Origin of the sequence: uncultured Roseobacter sp. (assembly GCF_947496515.1) — a bacterium.
Taxonomy (GTDB): Bacteria; Pseudomonadota; Alphaproteobacteria; order Rhodobacterales; family Rhodobacteraceae; genus Roseobacter.
The window spans coordinates 1-17,563 of record NZ_CANMDB010000029.1 but is presented as its reverse complement, the minus strand read 5'-3'; the positions used below and the strand labels follow the sequence as shown (position 1 = coordinate 17,563).

The window sequence follows — 17,563 nt, the reverse complement described above, 5'->3', positions numbered from 1 at the left end:
TTTGGGTTGAACGGGGTGCAACTGTTTCATGCGCTGTATCTTCTTCGGTAAGCAAGGATAACACATCGACGCGGAGCCTGCTAAGATTTTCTGATGTGTTATCAACAGCCTCACCGGTGATCGGCGCGACGTGAACGCCGAGTTCGGCGAAGATGGTGACGATGTTCCAGAAGGTCATCAGAAACGCGCGCGCCGTCTCTTCATCCAGATGCGCGCAACTCGGATCGTCTCCAAAGTCTTCGAGAAGCTCATCTTCCAATGTCTTTTGCGCAGGAGCCTCAGACGGGCAACCCGCATCGTTGGTTTGTTCCGTATCTGTCATGGATCGGTCCTTTCATAAAAAAAGAGCGCTGGCTTGTCAGCGCAGCGCCCCTGTGAGTTTCGGTTGGTCATTATGGACACGCCTCAGCGTTCCATGCGCGGCTCAGAGTGCTGTTGACCGGAGCGCTCACGAAACCGCTCTGGCGTACCACCACCGCGATGATCGGACGCTCTGTCATTGCCCTGATCGTAAGACTGCTGTTGGTTACGAGAGAGGGACTGCTCCCTGCGCAAATGCAGCGCATGTGTGCGCGCTTCCTTGCCGAGTTCCGCGATCCGGAGGATCTCTGTATCGGAGAAGGAACTGGTCTCCTGCAGCTTGCCATTGCGGTCCTCATAGACCTTGGCGAGATTCACCGTGTAATAGGTGTCCCCGTCGCGGCTTTGGTTTTGCCACAGCGTGGCTTTGAGCCTGCCATCTCTAAAAGTGGCCAGCGGTTTGTTAGACGTAGTTGTATTGTCCATGGAAAGTCCTTTCTTTCATGGTTGAAGGTTGAGTTTTTGGATTTGCTTCGTACTGCTCCCGCGCCGCATGCCGGTTATGCGCAACAAGAACGAATAGTGAACATATCACAGTCTGATAGGGAAATGCAACCTTTAATTGTTATCTCTCAGATACTTACCTCCTTTCTTAGTCACGCTCCCGGTCGCGGGAACGGGATTTATCAGTGTCTTTTCGCGCGGCCATGAACTCGGCGCGGGTCATGGCCGCGCCGGTTTCACGGGTGCGCAGCTTCTGGAACCAGCTCTCCTCCCGCAGCTTGCGGTTTGGCAGCGCAAAGTTCGGATGCGGGTCCGGCAGAACATGCCGCGGCGTGCGGTATTTTGGCGTGTCTGCGCCGCCGCCTCGGGCGGTCTCCGGGCTCTGTTCTTTGGGGAAGGTCCTGCCAGGCAGTTCGCGCCGGGCGGCATCAAAGGCCTCCCGCGCTTTGCCGGCGTCCCGGTAGAACAACCCCATATTGCCGGGCAGCTCGCCACGCATCCGGTAGGAATAGGAGATAGATGTGACGATAGGGCTATGGTCCGTCATGGACGTTGTCCCTCCACGTATTTCCAGGTGCCGTCCCGGTACTGCGGATAATGCGCAAACTCTTCCGGCACGGGTTCTGTGATCACCTTCCGCCAGCTCTTGCCCCAGCGGGCGGTGACACGCACCTTGTCATAGGGCGGATGGTAGGGGTTCGGCAGGTAGCGCCCGGCCATCATCGGGTCGTCCCAATAGGGCGTGCGCGATCCGATCACGCCGCCGGACAGACCATCTGCGAAGAGGTAGAGCGCGTCCTCCGGTCCAAAGCGCACCTCATCCGGTGTGCGGATGGCGCGCTTCACTTTGATTTTGTGGCGCATCTCATAGGCAATACCGGCCAGCTTGACCGCGACCTTGAGAGGATCACCGCCGCTGAAGAGTGAGGCGAGCAGACTGGTGCGCTGCGTTTGCGCGCGCGATTGCACCAACGGCTCATCATATTCCAGTGTCTCAAAGCCCAGCAGATTGCTGACGCGCTGCGCCGTCACCTGATCCCGCACCCCGAAGAAGATCTGCACGGCAGCACTGGAGGCAATCAGCTGCGCCCCGTCTTCCATCAGCCGGTTGGCCTGCAAATAGTCTTGGAAGATGACCAGTGGACGGCAACCTATGCCCGCCCCGTCCGTAAAAAGGCGCACAATCTGCTCATAGCCGAGCAATCGTCCGGCTTCGTCTATAACCCATGTCTGGCGCGGGGCATCAGGAGCGCGGCTCTTCACGGTCTTGGCGCTGGCAAGTATGGCTTTGACGATAGGTGCCCAGGGTTTGACCATCGCCTCCGGGCACATCAGATACAGCTGATAGGCCTGGTCTTTCTTGCAGAGCTCTTCCATGCCGAAGTCGAAGGGTCCCGACAAAGATTCACGTAAGCGGTCATCGGAGAGTGCCCCAAGCGCTGCCTGCAGTTCCCCGATAATGTCATTGAAGCTGCGGCTGTCGGACTGTTTGGCGGTGTGGATTTCCGCTTCGACGCTGACGCATTCCTCAATCCCGGAGATGTGCATCTGATAGGCGAAGTCGAGCCAGCGGTCCCCGCCGGCTTTGAGAAGCAGTACGGCACGGTAGAGATCCGGCAGGGTCAGCACCCCATTGGTCTTGGTCAGGATGATGCAAAGCGCTTCGGCAATACGGGCGGCATTGAGCTCGAAGAACTTGGCCTGCGGTGCCCCGGATTGCGGCAGCAGCCCGTCCAGCAGGACTTTAATGTCGGAGATCATTGTCGGACTCGACCAGCGGATGTGGGAGGCCGGATTGATCTTGTGCTGCAGCATGCCGTGCAGCCCGTGCGGATTCCAGAAGATATTGAATTTTTTGTCCGGCGTCTGGTCCTGAGAGATCACCGCCAGCTCACCCTTAATGTCGAAAATCAGCAGGGTCTCTTTGGGCAGGACGCCGGAACAGATATTATAGGCCAGGATATCGCGCAGCTTTCCGGAGCGCGCGCCGGCAGTGAGGACATATCCCCCAGCGAAGTCCGCCCAGAGCCTGCGTCCGTAAGCCTTGCCGCAATAGATGGAGCCGGGCGTCCAGTCGAACATGCCCGCCGCTTCCAGCTCGGCCTCCTCTGCCAGATGAGACGAGCCGAAGGGATAGGCGGCGTTATCGAAGGGGTGCGCCATGGTCCCTATTCCTTCCAGCGCCGGAAGATGACACTCAGCGCCAGCACAAAGCCGCCGAGGGCGATGACCAGAAACAGCCCTGCGCGCACCGCCGCATAGATCAGGCCGAAGAGCAGGCAGGACCAGATGAGGGGCGCCCAGGATTGGACGCCCGCGCTGTACTGCCAGAGCACGCTCTCGCTGAGCCACGGCCAGGTCATGGCATAGGCGCCCGGCATGGCGACAAAGGCGATGACCAGCCCTGTCACCACGCCGACGAGCTGGAAGGCGCCTGTGAAGCCTGCGTCCATCTCAGCGCTCGTTGTGCGCCGCGTCGCGCATCGCATTCATGATCTGGCGGCGGATGCGGTTCAAATGACCATAGGTGCCCCACACGGCCCCGCGCAGTTCTGAGCCGCGCAGGTCACGGCTCAGTAGCTGCAGATGACCGAGGCAAAAGCCCACAAGAGCGGACACGCTCACGAAGATCGCCAGACCAATGCGCTCCCCCGGATAGAGCAGATCATAGAACTGCCAGCCGAAGGCAGAGCCGCCGACGGCCATCATCGCTCCAAAGGGCAGAAAACCGCGCCGAACACTGACCACCGTGAGGTGCTCGATCTTGTAGCTGTCTTTATGCGTCTCGACCGATGTGGGTGTGATATCGATTTTACCACCGATCATTTTGCGCCCTCCGCAATCGCCTGGCACTGTGGTGTCCCCAGCGACACGTTCAGAGATTGCTGGAGGCTCTCCACCTCCGGCGGGGTGATCAGACGCGCGGTACCGGCATAGACCGAGAGCGACAGCGCATTTTCCGCCTTGAAGACATTTGCAGCACAGCTGCACTGCGTGCCGGCTTTTGAGGCGAGCCGCCCCAGACGGCGGTCTTCCAACTCCTGCCGCCGGCGATTGAAGGCCTCTTCCTGGCGCCGCGCCGGTGCGTTGAAGTCGGGATTATTGAACTGATGGCACAGCGCCAAGACGTCTCGTCCAAGCCAGCCGAGCGTATCATCGCACCGCATCTCCGGCAGGATTTCGACCGGTTTGCGGCGGCTGTCGATGTCATCAAGGATGCTATGTTCGCACGCCTCATACCAACCCGACTTGTCGATCTGCCGCTCGGCCATCTCCTGGCCACCGAGATAGCTCAGGCCCGCATAGGCCACCACGCTCAAAAGCAAACTGCCACCACCGGGCAAGTTGGCTACGTCAATCATGTGGAGTCTCCTTGTTTGGCGCCGCGGCGCGACCGGGTTGGTTTTGGGGAGGGGGCATCGTTCCGCGCGATCTGCGCGCAGAGCTTGAAGTATGTCGTCAGCCAGAGGAGCTGAGGGAACACCAACTCGACCACAGCCACGATAATGGCGATGGGCAGAAAGGACCCGAGGTAGGACAGGCTGTCGGAAACACCGGCACGCGACGGAAAGCGCGGCGGTGGTGTGGGATCACGCTCGCTGGAAGTGATCACCGCATCCAGAGTCTGACCATGACCTGCCATAATGTTAGACAGAACAGCGGAAGCGTCCGGGCGGCCCGCAATGCGCACCCCGCGGCTGAGATCATCGGCGTAGGCCGCCACAAGGTCTGTCGGCGTGGCCTCGCGCAAAGCAGAGACTGCCTGGTGGGACCGCAAAGTGAGAGCCTGAAGTTCACGGCGCTGCTCGGCGAGAGAAAGCGCGTCATCTGCCAGCACATGACCGGCGGCGGCTTGCAGGTCCGCAAGCGCGCCCAGTTGACGGTCCCGAACCTGGGCGCCCGACGCGACTTCGGCTGAGACGGCAAGCGCTAGCTGGTGCTGCGTCGATGTTGCGCGATAGACGCTGCCCTCACCACCTGTCCCGCGCCCACTGATGCAGGAAGACAGACGTTCGCAAGCTGCCTTTTGCTCAAAGTCAGTGCTGATCGCGCGCAGGGCCGGCTCAATGCGTGCCGCCTGCTGAGCATTTGCGGTTTCGGCTGATCCGTAGACAGCGAGGTCCTGAACATACTCCGCCAGACGCAAGTCATCGACCTTGTTAAGCGTCAGACCGGCAAAGGTCGCAGTGAAAAGGCCAAACCCGATCACAGCCATCGACGCAGTGCTCAGGAACAGCGCGCCGCGCGTGCCAATCGCCGCCTGCACAGTGCCTTCCCGGATCGCGAGCTTGTTCGTGCCGTAGGAAACGGCTGTAGCCGTACCCGCGATCAGTCCGGCCTTTACGTAGTCACCAAAGCTCTCAGCCCCGATTAACGTTGGCATCGCGGCAAAGAGCAGTGCGCCGGAGCCAAGCGCCAGCCCGGGCAAGATCATATCATCAAAAGTCGCGCGGGGTTTGTCTGGAAGCCGCGTCAGATCGCGTGTCTCCGGTTCAGTTTCAGGGGGGTGGGTCATGATTTGCCTCGCTAAATGTCAAACACTTGCCCGGCAGGCTGGTGACAAAGCGGTGCGAACACCCGATCCTTTTCCCATCTGACCGATGGAAACCGGATTGACCCTATGGCTGGCCTTTACGTTCCCGAACTCGCGCGAAAGCTGAAGTTACTCGTGAGGGAGGGGCACTACCCGGATCTAAAAGCGATAGCGGCGGCCCTTGGCAGAAGCTGGATCACCGTTAAGGGATGGGGCAATGACGGGCGGGACACGCCACCAAATACCGTACCTCTGAAGAACGTTGATGCTTTGATTTCAGTGTTTCACAAATCGCTGCCACACAAATCACCAGAGCAGCTCCGGCACCTTCTCACCGGTCCGGCGGATGATCTTGAGGCGTTGCTCAGCCCCGGTGATGGTTTCACGCTGGCCGCCCTGATCAACCAGGAGGCCGTGACCGGATCGGCACAGCTCTTCACAAAGCCTCACCCCTCCTCGCGGGGCTTTGTGCGCAGGGCCGGTACACCTGCTGACGCGCCGGAGTTTCGCGTGCATCTCGGACAGCCGTTTCGGCTGGAGTTTGCAACAAGGTCTCGCGCGAGTTTTTGCCTTGCGCTGCAAAAATCGCCCGCCGGTTGGGCGGCGCTCGCCTGTTCCCTCGACCGCGAGCATAGGCGCATTCATCTGCTGGCTGCCGAAGAGGATGGCAGTCTGCCCTTCATGATCGAAGACCAGGATGCCGGAGCGCATATGTTTGTCGTCGCACAAGCTGCCGAAGTGTTTCCGCGGGCTTTGTATCTGGCAGGGCGCGACGGCGTTCCACTCCATCAGGCACTTCTCAAAGCCTTCAAAGATCACTTCGAGAGTCAGAGCCGTTCCACGCGGAAGCTCATGAGTGTGGAGATCGAGTTCTACGCATGAGCGGAGGTCTGCCGGGTCAATCGAAACCGAAGTTCCAATAGGTTTCGCGTTCGAAGGCAAATTTTAAGACATCATGCTGCAGATCCTGCAGGTCGTCTGAAAGATCGTCTAATTCTCGCACCACTGCGGAATTCACATCAATGTCCAAAAGCGTGCGCAAGACGTCAATTTCTGCGTAGATGGTCTCAAAGAGCTTCAGAACCGACAAAGCGCCGGTAAAGACGATCTCCCAAAAATCACCGTCCGGATTATGCAACGTCCAGAGCGGCTGCATATAGGTCAGCATGACAATCATCCGCAGCAGCGGCTGCGGATAATCCGGGGCGCGTTCTTCCTGCGCTGTCTCTTCGATCTCAATCGCGACAAGGAACAGGATCAGCCCGAGAAGCGCTTCAATCAGGTTTTCTGTGGAGGTGCCGACTTTAAGCCTGGGAAAGTAGTCCGGTGGTTCGGTCGCCAGATGTGCCAGCAACCGCGCGGCGAACATATCCGCGTCAAACTCCAGCGCTCTTGTTTGCGTCGCACTGATGACCGGCTTTGATTTGCGCAGGCTCCGCTCGTTCATCTGTCCGGACCCGGATTGCGATTTCGACCAATCGAGATGACCGCGTGCGATATGCGCATATTCATGCGCGAAGATGGCAAGCAGCGCCTTCTGGAAAAAGCTCTCCCACGCTCCGTAGTAGTAATCTGGGAGAAGCTCTGAATTCACGTCGAGGCGCTGCTGAAGCGCGTCTCGCCAGTTTCCGCGGGTGAGATCGAGCGTGAGCGGCGGGCTTGGCGACACGTTAAAATCCCGAGCAACATGAGCGGCCATGGACGCGGCAATACTGTCGAGCCAGACAATCAAACCGAGCGTGAACTCAATATGATAAGTAGAAGCCGCGTTATCCAAGCGCGCATGTGCATTGACCTCCGGCGTTTCGGTGATCTTGATGATAATCTCGCGATCCGGCGGCATCTCGAAAGACTTGCCAAGCTCACGCGACAGCAACGAAGTGCCAACCAGAACGCGCTGGAGCGCGGTAACAAGGCGGTCGCACCGAAGTCCGAAAAGCCAATCTGTTCCTGACAAGACGCTCCGCCTGCATGACTGCTACACTTAAGCGCTTTGATGGTAGGGGGCACAAAGAGAGGCCGCAATCGTCTGTAGAAGGATTGGCGAGCAGCAGTTACTTAAAGGTCATGCGGGAGGTTTGGCTGGGAAGGTCCAAATCACTGAAATCGAAGCCATCATCCAAATTGGAGGTTGGCGTCTGCGCAGCCCTAAAGGCCGGGTCTGAGGATGGCAGGCGCGCACGCACCGCATCCGGCACATCACTGGTCATCAGATTATCGAGGTCGTCAAAATCATCCGCGCTCAGCCCGCCTTGATCAATCAGGGTCTGCGCCTGATCAAGCTTGTTCTGGTATTCAATCAGCTCCGCACGTTCGTCGTTGAGCGCCTGCTTTTGCTCGTAAGCGGCTTCCCAGGTTTCCAGGCTCGGCCTGTAGTCCTCGATTGAATCCGGGTCCACTTCGCTCGCGGAGACGACAGCACCGAACTCGTCCTCGACGCGGACGCCATCCTCGGATTTGAAAACACGGCGCCCATCCGGAAGCACGTACGCTTCTGAGAGCATGTGATCCATGCGCTGCTCAATCGCGTCCAAGCGCTCCTGGTTTTCCAACAGCGCCTCAATAGTCGCACTACTATGAAGATCGACCCGCTCGTTCAGTTCCTGAAGCCGCGCGGCATACTTCGTGTCACCCGTTACCAGAAGGGCTGTGAGCAGGTTTGAGGTTTCCGCCTGCTCGTCCTTGGTCAGTTCCGCACGCTCGGCGATGCGTTTGTCCTGACGGCGAAATCCTTCCTGCCGCAGCTCATGCGCCTCACCTGATTGCATGTGATCCTTGTGTTCTAGAGCTGTCTCAAAATCAGACATCATTCGCTACACCTCCTGCGGATCAACGCGTCTACGATTGCCCCCGGTGCGCGGTCCTGAAACTTGGCAAAAGCGGCCAGGATCATGTCGTATGATTGCTCTTCTTCGTAGAACCAGTGGTAGATGCAGCCCGTCATGGCGTTTTCACCGCCTGCAGCGTGTGCGCGAGCCTGTGCAATCCCCTCAACAACCCCTGAGATGAACGGAAAGCGGGCATCAGGATCCATGTCGAGCGCGACATATCCTGCATTCAGATCCGTAGCACTAGCAGGCGTCATTGCCCCGCATGTGATCGCGAGCAGCGTTGCCGCCAAAGCCTTCTTCAAACCAACTACCGAACGCCACATAAACGACCGTTTTTGTACGATAAATTTGTATCGCGATAAGGATTAAGGTATCATGGATATATAATCGGAAAACCTGAGATTTTCGCCGCACGGGGCGGCAAGACAGTTGGATTCCGGGTAACGCACAGAAAGGGTCCTTATGGTTGCAAGGGTATGCTGACATGCAGGCCCCGCTCAGCGCATGACACAGAACATGAAGAAGCTCGGATACTTACGCGTCTCAACGCATGAACAGCGCCCGGATCGACAGATCGACGGGATGCGCGGGCTCTGTGATGAGTTGTTCATCGAGCATGCCTCCGGCGCCACAATGAAGCGCCCGGTGTTTGATCAGGTCCTGAACGAGCTGCAAAATGGAGATACCCTCTTTGTCTGGGATCTCGACCGCGCCTTCCGTTCGACCCTTGATGCGATCCAGACTGCCGACGCTCTTCAGCAACGCAGCGTTGCACTCAACATCGTCAACCTGCAGCTCGATACGCGAACGCCAGCAGGGCGTCTCGTCTACACCGTTCTCAGCGCCTGCGCAGAGTTTGAGAGGCGACTGATATCGCAACGGACCAAGGAAGGTCTGGCGGCGGCGAGAAGGCGAGGAAAGAAGTTGGGAAGACCGCCCATCCTGCACCACTCAAAACTGGAAACAGCAAAACAACAAATAGATGACGGCACCTGTCCCCGTGAACTTGCGTCTGAACTCGGCGTTCACCCTTACTCACTGATGCGTGCGATTAGACGGGATCTAGGAGGCCTCAAGCTAACTACGTCTCGCCATACCAACCAATCCACTTAAGGCCACTAGAAGTAGGGCAAAAGATGCGGGAAGGGGAACGACCTGTGGAGACACAACTCCCGAGATCGTCACATCAGCGGTGCCAAAAATCTCGTTTGTAAATGGATCAGTATTAGTCAAGATGTTGTTGAACAATACTAGCGTGGAGGGACCGTACAAACTCGCTGCCTCGCCGCCAGTAACGCTAAATGAAATCTCCCAGGAATTGCCGCCGAAATCCGAAGCTCTATCAAGCTCGCCAACGAGGAAGACGTCCAGACCATCGGTGACAGAAGTTGTTGTCTCAAAGATGGTCAATGATGCATCAATCAGACCCATTGTGTTGTCGTAGACGCCAGTAATATCGTAATGACTAGCGGAAACTTCGGAAACCCCGGACTGAGCAAATTCTGCGAGCGTCCCGACAATACTGAGAAACCCGAAGTCTGGGTCGAGTAAGAGCTCTGCTTCGGTTCCGGAGTACGATGGCGCGGCTCTTTCTGGTAGCGTTTTTGCTAGAGCAGAGTTAGACAACGCCAGCACCAGAAAAAGTGCTGTAGATGCACATCTGAACTTCATATATCTTTCCTCATGGTCATAGGCTTGTTAATAGTGAATGCCCGCGGCAATCGTTAACTCAATATGAGTTACAGCGTAAGGCACAGCGAAGATGCATTGTCGTTATTCTCATGGTATATGAGGTAAATACCTCTGTCTTTTGCCGATAGAACTTGAAAGAATTTTTCGCCGTTTTCTGCTTTTTTAAAATCACAATATGCTAGATCTCCTACTTCTGAGATGTAGTCAATAGCATCAATCCGAACTTCGAGATCCTCGAAAAGCACTTTCTCGAGATGATTTGTAGATGCCGAAACCCCGATAAGTAGTCCAGCGACAAACAATGTTATATATCTTGTCATACTTCACATTAACACACTGGATGCAAATTGAAAAACTTAGGGACATAAACATCTACGAATAACTGGATTCTGTCCAGGTCGAAATCCCCAGTCGTTTTCTTTAACGCCTTTTGGGGTAGCAGAGATAGTCTTTCCAGGTGCAGTAACTATGCCAACATGACCCTCTGTAGCGATCAAATCTCCTGGACCTGGAGGTCCATTGGATACAGGCCAACCGGGAACGGTATAATTTGGGTCTGATAGACTTCTTGCTCCTGGTGGATTTTTGCCAAATAGCTGAGCTAAGGTACCTCCACCAATATTTGGCAGTTCAAATCCTGATTTCTCCAATTGCTCATCTGCAAATAAGTTACACTTATATGTTCCCGGGCCAAAACCCGAATTGATATCACTGCGGTCTGCCGACTTACTGAAGTCTCGTGCTTCAGTTCGAGCATTTTTAATCAAGTCATTTTTTGAGCCACAAGGGCATAAGCCATATGGATCGACGAAACCTATTGGTTCGTTATAGACATACTCATATAGATTAATCCCGCCAGCAAACTTTATTGGGTCTTCGCCAGTGAAGCGCCCGATTTCTGCGTCATAGTAACGAGCACGATAGAAGAGCTGCTCAGTTTCGTCATCGAATTCCCGACCTGTAAACGCATAACGAACGGCTTCACCTTCATTGGTTTGTACTTCGATGTTGCCATAGCTGTCATATGTGATCTCATTCACAACAGCTCCTGCGTCATCTGTGATCACTTTGACGGTGCCCAGATGATCTGTATGTATCCAACGGGTCTCAGCCTGCGACACACTCTCGATTGCCAAGATCTGATCGACGGCAGGGCCATGGAGATTGCGACGTACAAGTTCTGGTTCACTGCCCAGTGCTTCGCTGAACTCCAGGACGACATCATCGCCATCATAGACGAAGTGGGTTGTTTCGCCCTCAACACCGTCACTCGGCGTCAGATCGACCATTTTCGCGACGCGCCGATCCAATGGATCATAGGTATATTTTGCGCGCATGAGGTCTGTGCCGTCTGCGGCTTCATCCAAAACCTCAACAAGGCGGTTGCGATAATCCCATGTGAAGGTGCGCGTCTCACCCGTGGCTTTGTCCACGCGGCTGATCATGTTTCCTTCAGCGTCATAAGCAAACGTGTAGCGACTATCCTCCAGAAGGCGATTGCCTGCACCGGTGACGTAGTCTGTTCCTTGCGTTTGCGTCGTGATCCGGTTGCCGTTCAGATCGTACTCATAAGCCTCATTTATCAGTTCAGGGTTCGAATGCTGCGCGCCAGTCAGCTGATCTGTCGCGTCATAGGAATAGTCGCTGGTGCCATCACGATCTGTTATTGCGGTAATGCGGCTACCGGCATCATAGACAAAGTCATAAAAGTCGAAGGTGTCTGAACGGTTGGAGTGGTCGATGTCCGTGACACGGTTAAGCGCGTCATATGCGTAGGTGGTGCCCGTTACGAATTTTGTTCCAGCAAGATCGGCGAACCGGTCAATTGACGTGAATTGACCGAGGGTATTGTAACCAAAGTCCACGCGTTTTTCAGCGACGCCGAGACCACCTTGCGTGATTTGAGCCAATCTATTCAAAGCATCGTATGTGTAGTCGGTACTTGCACCTATCCCGCCTTCGATCAACTCGCTCATCTGCGTGCGGTTTCCGGCATCATCATAGCTGTAATTCAGAATAACTTGTGGAGTGTTCGGCGTCCCGACATTGGACGCCTGCGTTACCCGGTCCCGCGCATCATAGCTGAAGGACAACGTGCTAAAGAGATCCGACACTTGCGTCAGATTGCTCGCCTTATCGTAGGAATACACGAACTCCTGAGCATCACCGACCCAGTCCTCTGAGACCAAGCGATCAACATCGTCGTGGACGTAGGTGATCTCACGCCCGTTGCGATCTGTCATACTTGCTAGATTGTCAACGATGTCATACGAGTATGTTGTCTCTTCGCCTAGCGGGTCAATCTCTCGGACCAAACGATCACGGGCATCATATTCAAAAGATGTTTTGTTGCCGACAGAGTCCGTGAGCGAGGTAAGGTTGTTGTTTTGGTCGTAGGTGAAAACAGTCTCGCCGCCACGCGCATCAATCGTTTTGATCAACCGATCACGCTCATCATACTCATTCAGCGTTTTGTTGCCATTTGGGTCTGTGACTTCGAGGAGATTGCCCAAGTTATCATAGCCGAAGCTCGTTTCGCCGCCGTTCGCATCCGTTGTTTTGGTCAAGCGGTCGAGAGCATCATAGACGTTGGCTGTATTGTTTCCTTCCGCGTCGGTCACTTGGCTCAGGTTTCCGGCGGCGTCATAGACGAATTCCGTTTTTGGGGACACTAGTGGTCCATCGCCATCGGGATCGGCCTCGGTAATCGCCAGCAAGCGATTCATGGCGTCATATTCGTAAGCGGTGATATTGCTATTTTCATCTACGAAGGTGGTCAGGTTCCCCGCAAGATCGTAGGCAAAGCTCTGGAAGGCCTCATCCTCTCTTCCAACGGCGAAGGTAATCCTGGATACGAGGCCGGTTGCCGAATAGTCATAGTCGGTCACCCGTCCAAGTGGATCGGTCATTGTGTCAATGAGGCCGTCTACGGTGTATGTGAAAGATGTAACCAGATCATCGCCGCCGCCGACTTCACCTATGACCTCCACAATCGACAGCGTATTGCCGTTTTCAATGTCGACTTCGTAGAGCGTCTGGCGTCCAAGCTCGTTCGTGTAGGACGTCAGCTGGTTGAAGATGGAGTCGTAGGTAAAGAACTTTGCGGTGTCTTCGACACCTCCCAGGGAGATGTTTGACAACAAGTTTCTTTCACTTGTTCCTTCACGGGCATCCTGCAACAGGTTGACGTCAAAAAGCGCGACGGCTGAACCTGCTGCTGCACCAGAGAGGTCACCCCTTCCAAACGCAACTGCGCTACCAGAGGAGCCGCTCGACGTCACATAGACACCGGTTCCGGAAGAGTCCAATCCGCCCGGAGCTCTGTATGTGACTGTCGAGATTTCGTTGGGGCCATTGAAGGGCTCGTTGACTGTTTGAGTCGAATTCGAGCCGACGAAACCTAGATCGCCCGCGCCCAAGTCTTCAAAGAAATCAATTATCGAGGCATTACGCGTTGGGAAACTGCTATTTTCGCCAAGCAGGAATAGACTTCCACCTTGTTGAAGATAGTCTTCGTAGGCGCTGTCGTCTAAATCAGTCAGAGCCTGGTTGTCGCTAAACCGAATGTCCCAGATTTGCGAGAAACCGTCTATGTTCCCTGCTTCGGCCAAGGAATTCACAACCGTTACAGCTGCGCCAGCATCACCAAAAACCTCTTGAAGGTTAGATGTTGCCTCCACGGTTGTATTGAATTCAGATGTTGCGTTCTGACCGTTGACAATCAGAACGCCGCCGCCAAGTTCACCAAACGCAAGGACGGATGAGATTTCATCCGCGATAGAAACGACGTTGCCCAAATCATCGTAGGAATACTGCGTCGTCTGACCGTTTCCATCGATGAGACTTGACACCAGATTGTCTGAGTTGCGCCCAACTTCTGGCAGTGCACCCTCGGCATCCGATGAAGAAACGATCTGTCCCTCACCATCTATGATGTACGTAATCTCATCGCCATTGGCATCTTTGTAGACCGAGATCAGTGTGTCGGTGGCCGAATTTGCGACGGGTGCATCATCAGGATTGGTCGTCAAAGACGGATCGAACAGACCCTGCACCTGGATGGGATCATATTCGAGTGTCGCGCCGTCTTTCAAAACCGCACTCTCGGCACGCCCCGCAAAGTCATATGTGGTGGTTTCAGTGTTCCCGCGTTTGTCGACCTCCGATGTCATCAGGTGGTCAGAGTCGTAACCCCAGGTCCGGCTGCTACTGTCGGGATCTGCAATTTCAGTGAGGTTCCCGGCTTCATTTACCGCAAAACTGGTAACCCGCCCTGCCGGATCTTCAACACTTGTCAAATAGCCGTTCTCATAAGACAGGGTGGTCTGAAGTCCGGCCTCATCGGTCATCGATACGAGGCGACCCTCATCATCATACGCGTAGGTGGATACTTGATCGTTGCGGTCTGTGACGGTTTCCAGCAGGTTTTCTGCATTGAACTGGTAGACCATCTCATCCGTCATGGTCCGACTGAAGGTCCCGTCTTCGGCTCTGGTTAGAGTTGAGAAATCACCGACAGGTGAGCGGTAGCTGCCATCGTCATTCAGTTCGAACAGGAGTTCTGAGCCATTGCCGTCAACGATCAGAACAGAGCCGTCGCGGTTCTCGACAACTTCCTGGAGGCCCGCAATACCCCATCCAGCGCCGTAAGGGCTGTCTACGGCATTGACGATGTTGAAGCTGCCATCTTGGGTGACCGTCGTTCCGGCGAAGGAAACCCCGGTGAAACACAGCAGCCCAGAGGTCAGCTCATAATCGTATCGCCCGGTACTTAGCCCTTCCATCGGGGCAAAAATGGCAGCCTCAATGTCGCCGCCATCTTCGGGTATCTTCCAGAAATGTGCACCGGCATCGAGCCCAAACCCAGCGGGTGCGCCAGGCACTTGCATCTCGAAATCGCCGTCTTTGATCACCAGATCCGCAACAAGCCGGGTCGTTTCGCCCCCCTGCGTGTTGTCATAGCCGAAGTGCAGGATCTGGTTGGGGTTTGCACGCGCCGAATCGTACACAAAGGTTAGACCGCGCGTCTCACCCTCTGACTGATAGGTCACAAGCGCATGCTCTTCTACGACGGCTCCAGAGTGTAGCTCGACACGTGATGTTCCGGGCACGCAGCCACAGTCGGACTTACATCCATCATCTGGTGGGTTCTTATCATCCTCCATCGGGTCGTTAGGAGTCGGCTCAGGCGGAACGAAGAAATGCCACGAACTCGTTTCCACACCGCCGTTGATGGTTTCGATAAATCTGCCATCAGCTGACACACGTCCATCGCCAACATCGTCAAACTCCCCCGTTTCAGGGTTGATCGACCATAGATCGAGGATGGTCCCCGGAGCGAGGTTGCACGTATTGGGCAAGGTCAATGGCGCAGGTTGTCCGAACTGCATCTCACCCGGCTGAATGGTCACGACAAGATCAGGTAGGAAATTCGGCGGCAGTGTCGCGGGTGTCAGGTCACGAGGCACTTCGGTAATGGTCATGACGCCCTCAAAGGGCTCACCATTCATGCCGGTAATGTTCCCGGCCCGCACCAGAACTTCGGCCCCGGGCAGGTCGGCGTTGGTGACCACCGTGTCATTGTCCGGGTCAATCTGTACGCCGCCTTCAATATCTAGTTCTGGCAGAAAGATCGGACGATCAATCACGTTGTTCACGCCGTCAAAGAACTCACTCAACAGGAGCGGCAATGGTTCGGCAACCGACGGATAGGTGCTGCCTTCAACTTCGCCGGCAAGCACCCGGAGAGCGTCATTGTCGAGTTGATCACGAAGAATGATCGTGAAGCGCCCATCCTCATCCGTCACCGCTTCGTCTTCATCAAGCTGGACAGTGATGCCTTCTAGCGGTTCACCTTCAGTGTTCTGGATAATCCCAGACACCCGGGTGCGTGTGTCCGGATCAGCCTCCACATCAAGCTGGAACTGCTGAACCTCGGACACGCCGCCACTCGAAGCAGTAACAGTGAACAGGATTGTCCCGACATCCTCCGGGCTTGGTTCGAAACGCAAGATGCCGTCTGAGCTAATTCGACCGGAAGGCAGGTCTTCCTGTACCGATAGCATGAAGGTGGGGCTCTCTAGCTCCGGGAAGAATGCGTTCAGGTCGACAACAAGCGGCGTTCCTGGTGTAGCTTGTAGAGCTTCGAATTGCGGGGTTTGAACATCAACGATTACGGACGCGCTATCTTCCGCATCTCCGTCCGAAACTAAGTAATCGAATGTAACTGGGGCATCAGCCGATCCATCGGCCAAGACGACCACTTCATCATCAGAGGTGTCTTCTGTTCCCTGATCATCTAACGCGACGGTTCCGTTTTGAACGTTGGAGACTGCGACGACGCTTAGACTATCTCCGTCAAGATCAGTGTCGTTTTGAAGAAGATCCGAAGTCGCAATGCGAAGCTCTTCATTCAGGGTGACTTCAAATCCCGTATCATCTTCGGCAGTGGGTGCCGTGTTCTTCTGCGGCTCTACAAATCCGATCTCTTCAAAGCTATTTGCCCCGTAGACAACGATGACGTCTTGATCACCGCTTAGGACCAACTTGACAGCATTGCGCGTTTCATAACTGCGGACCACCTCTGCACTACCAAGCGCAATCCTGTCCTCAGCAACATCGAAATCGCGCAGATAGTCGATCTCGCGAAAGCCATTCTCTGTTTCCAGGCCAAAGGCAAAGATATCAGCGCCATCGCCGCCATATGAGTAATCAACCCGTCCAGCGCCTGTTGCGATGACATCGTTACCGAACCCGCCTCGGATGAGGTCTCGTCCTTCAAATCCGACGATGGCATCATCTTCGTTCGTACCGTTTATGCGATTATCGGATTGGGTTCCTTCAATGAGATTGAGATCTAGATCTTCAAATGCGAAATCGCCGAGCCCCAGCCCGTTCCAAAAATCTTCCATCGAAATTCCCCACGCCAAAAAAGTGCGATTCTAGCAATGGTTTCACGATGACTGACACAATCGTGAGCTGTCTAGTCACAACTGTGACTTGCGCACTAGACTTTGGTCGGGGACTAGCGGGAAGAATCAGAAGCGAGAAACTGATCAGTCAGTTAGCTTGAGAAACCCTCATTGTTGGAGATGCCTCGGACACGCTTTTCTTTTTTGGGATTTCCTGTGGAAAAACGTCTCACAGTAGACCGATCTCTATCGGGCTTTATGCTACACTCATCCAATGAAACATGAAGATGATCCGTTCGGCGTTCGGTCTGTTGCGGCTTCAGGCGTTGTAAGCTCTGCTTTGATTGCGGCCCTCGTACAGAAGCTTGGAGAGAAGGGCTTGCTATCAGATTTGGATGTCCGGGAAATCTACGATGGTGCGCTGTATTCACTTGAGCGCAGTCGGGCGAGCGCTGAACCACAAGATGAAACCATGTTCCGGGAAGCCGCTGAGATAATCGAACGTGCGCTCAGCGAGACACCCCTGCCGGATGCCGAGTCCTAAACGGCACTGGTTGCGAGATATGTACCTGCCAGACGTGACCAAAGCGTTGCTCCTACGGATATGAAGAACCAGCACCGGCTGCGAGGTGTGTGCTGGAAAGATGTGACCGAAGAGTTGCTCCTGCGGATGTGAAGGACCAGCACCGGCTGCGAGGTGTGTGCTGGAAAGACGTGACCGAAGAGTTGCTCCTGCGGATGTGAAGGACCAGCACCGGCTGCGAGGTGTGTGCTGGAAAGACGTGACCGAA

The 17,563-nt window shown here is 55.2% G+C and carries 16 protein-coding genes; 3 read left to right on the top strand and 13 right to left on the bottom strand.

The genetic code is table 11. The features are described 5' to 3' along the window. From Q1A53_RS22805 to Q1A53_RS22770, 8 genes are all read right to left on the bottom strand, one after another. A partial coding sequence (locus Q1A53_RS22805) for a hypothetical protein (protein WP_299971503.1) occupies positions 1–322 on the bottom strand: 322 nt, incomplete at its 3' end. An 83-nt stretch (positions 323–405) separates the two neighbouring features. Then, complete coding sequence (locus Q1A53_RS22800) at positions 406–786, bottom strand: hypothetical protein (RefSeq protein ID WP_299971501.1); 381 nt, start codon at positions 784–786, stop codon at positions 406–408. A gap of 166 nt (positions 787–952) precedes the next feature. Continuing rightward, positions 953–1,351: a hypothetical protein gene (locus Q1A53_RS22795; RefSeq protein WP_299971498.1), complete on the bottom strand. Its 399-nt coding sequence runs from the start codon at positions 1,349–1,351 to the stop codon at positions 953–955. After that, positions 1,348–2,967: a type IV secretory system conjugative DNA transfer family protein gene (locus Q1A53_RS22790; RefSeq protein ID WP_299971495.1), complete on the bottom strand. Its 1,620-nt coding sequence runs from the start codon at positions 2,965–2,967 to the stop codon at positions 1,348–1,350. The genes Q1A53_RS22795 and Q1A53_RS22790 overlap by 4 nt, the downstream gene beginning before the upstream one ends. Before the next feature lie 5 nt (positions 2,968–2,972). Continuing rightward, on the bottom strand, positions 2,973–3,257 hold the full coding sequence (locus Q1A53_RS22785) for a hypothetical protein (protein WP_299971491.1): 285 nt from the start codon (positions 3,255–3,257) through the stop codon (positions 2,973–2,975). A gap of 1 nt (position 3,258) precedes the next feature. Beyond that, positions 3,259–3,630 (bottom strand): hypothetical protein, encoded by a 372-nt coding sequence (locus Q1A53_RS22780; protein ID WP_299971489.1) that lies wholly within the window; start codon positions 3,628–3,630, stop codon positions 3,259–3,261. Beyond that, the gene (locus tag Q1A53_RS22775; RefSeq protein WP_299971487.1) at positions 3,627–4,166 is read right to left on the bottom strand and encodes a hypothetical protein; all 540 of its coding nucleotides are present in this window, start codon (positions 4,164–4,166) and stop codon (positions 3,627–3,629) included. The genes Q1A53_RS22780 and Q1A53_RS22775 overlap by 4 nt, the downstream gene beginning before the upstream one ends. Continuing rightward, complete coding sequence (locus Q1A53_RS22770) at positions 4,163–5,320, bottom strand: hypothetical protein (protein WP_299971485.1); 1,158 nt, start codon at positions 5,318–5,320, stop codon at positions 4,163–4,165. The genes Q1A53_RS22775 and Q1A53_RS22770 overlap by 4 nt, the downstream gene beginning before the upstream one ends. Positions 5,321–5,425: 105 nt before the next feature. Between Q1A53_RS22770 and Q1A53_RS22765 the strand changes: the two genes are divergently transcribed. After that, entirely contained in the window at positions 5,426–6,220 is a 795-nt protein-coding gene (locus tag Q1A53_RS22765; RefSeq protein ID WP_299971483.1) for a hypothetical protein, read from the top strand. A 16-nt stretch (positions 6,221–6,236) separates the two neighbouring features. On the opposite strand, the gene Q1A53_RS22760 is transcribed toward Q1A53_RS22765, so the two are convergent. From Q1A53_RS22760 to Q1A53_RS22750, 3 genes are all read right to left on the bottom strand, one after another. Further along, positions 6,237–7,181, bottom strand: coding sequence for a hypothetical protein (locus tag Q1A53_RS22760; RefSeq protein WP_299971480.1), 945 nt, complete (start codon positions 7,179–7,181; stop codon positions 6,237–6,239). Between the two features lie 211 nt (positions 7,182–7,392). Beyond that, the gene (locus Q1A53_RS22755) at positions 7,393–8,145 is read right to left on the bottom strand and encodes a hypothetical protein (protein WP_299971478.1); all 753 of its coding nucleotides are present in this window, start codon (positions 8,143–8,145) and stop codon (positions 7,393–7,395) included. Further along, positions 8,145–8,492 carry a hypothetical protein gene (locus Q1A53_RS22750; RefSeq protein ID WP_299971475.1) on the bottom strand — a complete coding sequence of 116 codons (348 nt, stop codon included), beginning with the start codon at positions 8,490–8,492 and terminating at the stop codon, positions 8,145–8,147. Before Q1A53_RS22750 ends, Q1A53_RS22755 begins: the two co-directional genes overlap by 1 nt. A 193-nt stretch (positions 8,493–8,685) precedes the next feature. Between Q1A53_RS22750 and Q1A53_RS22745 the strand changes: the two genes are divergently transcribed. Further along, positions 8,686–9,282 carry a recombinase family protein gene (locus Q1A53_RS22745; protein ID WP_299971473.1) on the top strand — a complete coding sequence of 199 codons (597 nt, stop codon included), beginning with the start codon at positions 8,686–8,688 and terminating at the stop codon, positions 9,280–9,282. Here Q1A53_RS22745 and Q1A53_RS22740 read toward each other — a convergent pair. Both Q1A53_RS22740 and Q1A53_RS22735 read right to left on the bottom strand, forming a co-directional pair. After that, the gene (locus tag Q1A53_RS22740; protein ID WP_299971470.1) at positions 9,247–9,840 is read right to left on the bottom strand and encodes a VPLPA-CTERM sorting domain-containing protein; all 594 of its coding nucleotides are present in this window, start codon (positions 9,838–9,840) and stop codon (positions 9,247–9,249) included. The genes Q1A53_RS22745 and Q1A53_RS22740 overlap by 36 nt on opposite strands. Before the next feature lie 377 nt (positions 9,841–10,217). Next, on the bottom strand, positions 10,218–16,772 hold the full coding sequence (locus tag Q1A53_RS22735) for an RHS repeat-associated core domain-containing protein (RefSeq protein ID WP_299971467.1): 6,555 nt from the start codon (positions 16,770–16,772) through the stop codon (positions 10,218–10,220). 274 nt (positions 16,773–17,046) lie between these two features. Here Q1A53_RS22735 and Q1A53_RS22730 point away from each other — a divergent pair, with 274 nt between their 5' ends. Further along, positions 17,047–17,316 (top strand): hypothetical protein, encoded by a 270-nt coding sequence (locus Q1A53_RS22730; protein WP_299971464.1) that lies wholly within the window; start codon positions 17,047–17,049, stop codon positions 17,314–17,316. Positions 17,317–17,563 lie beyond the last annotated feature (247 nt).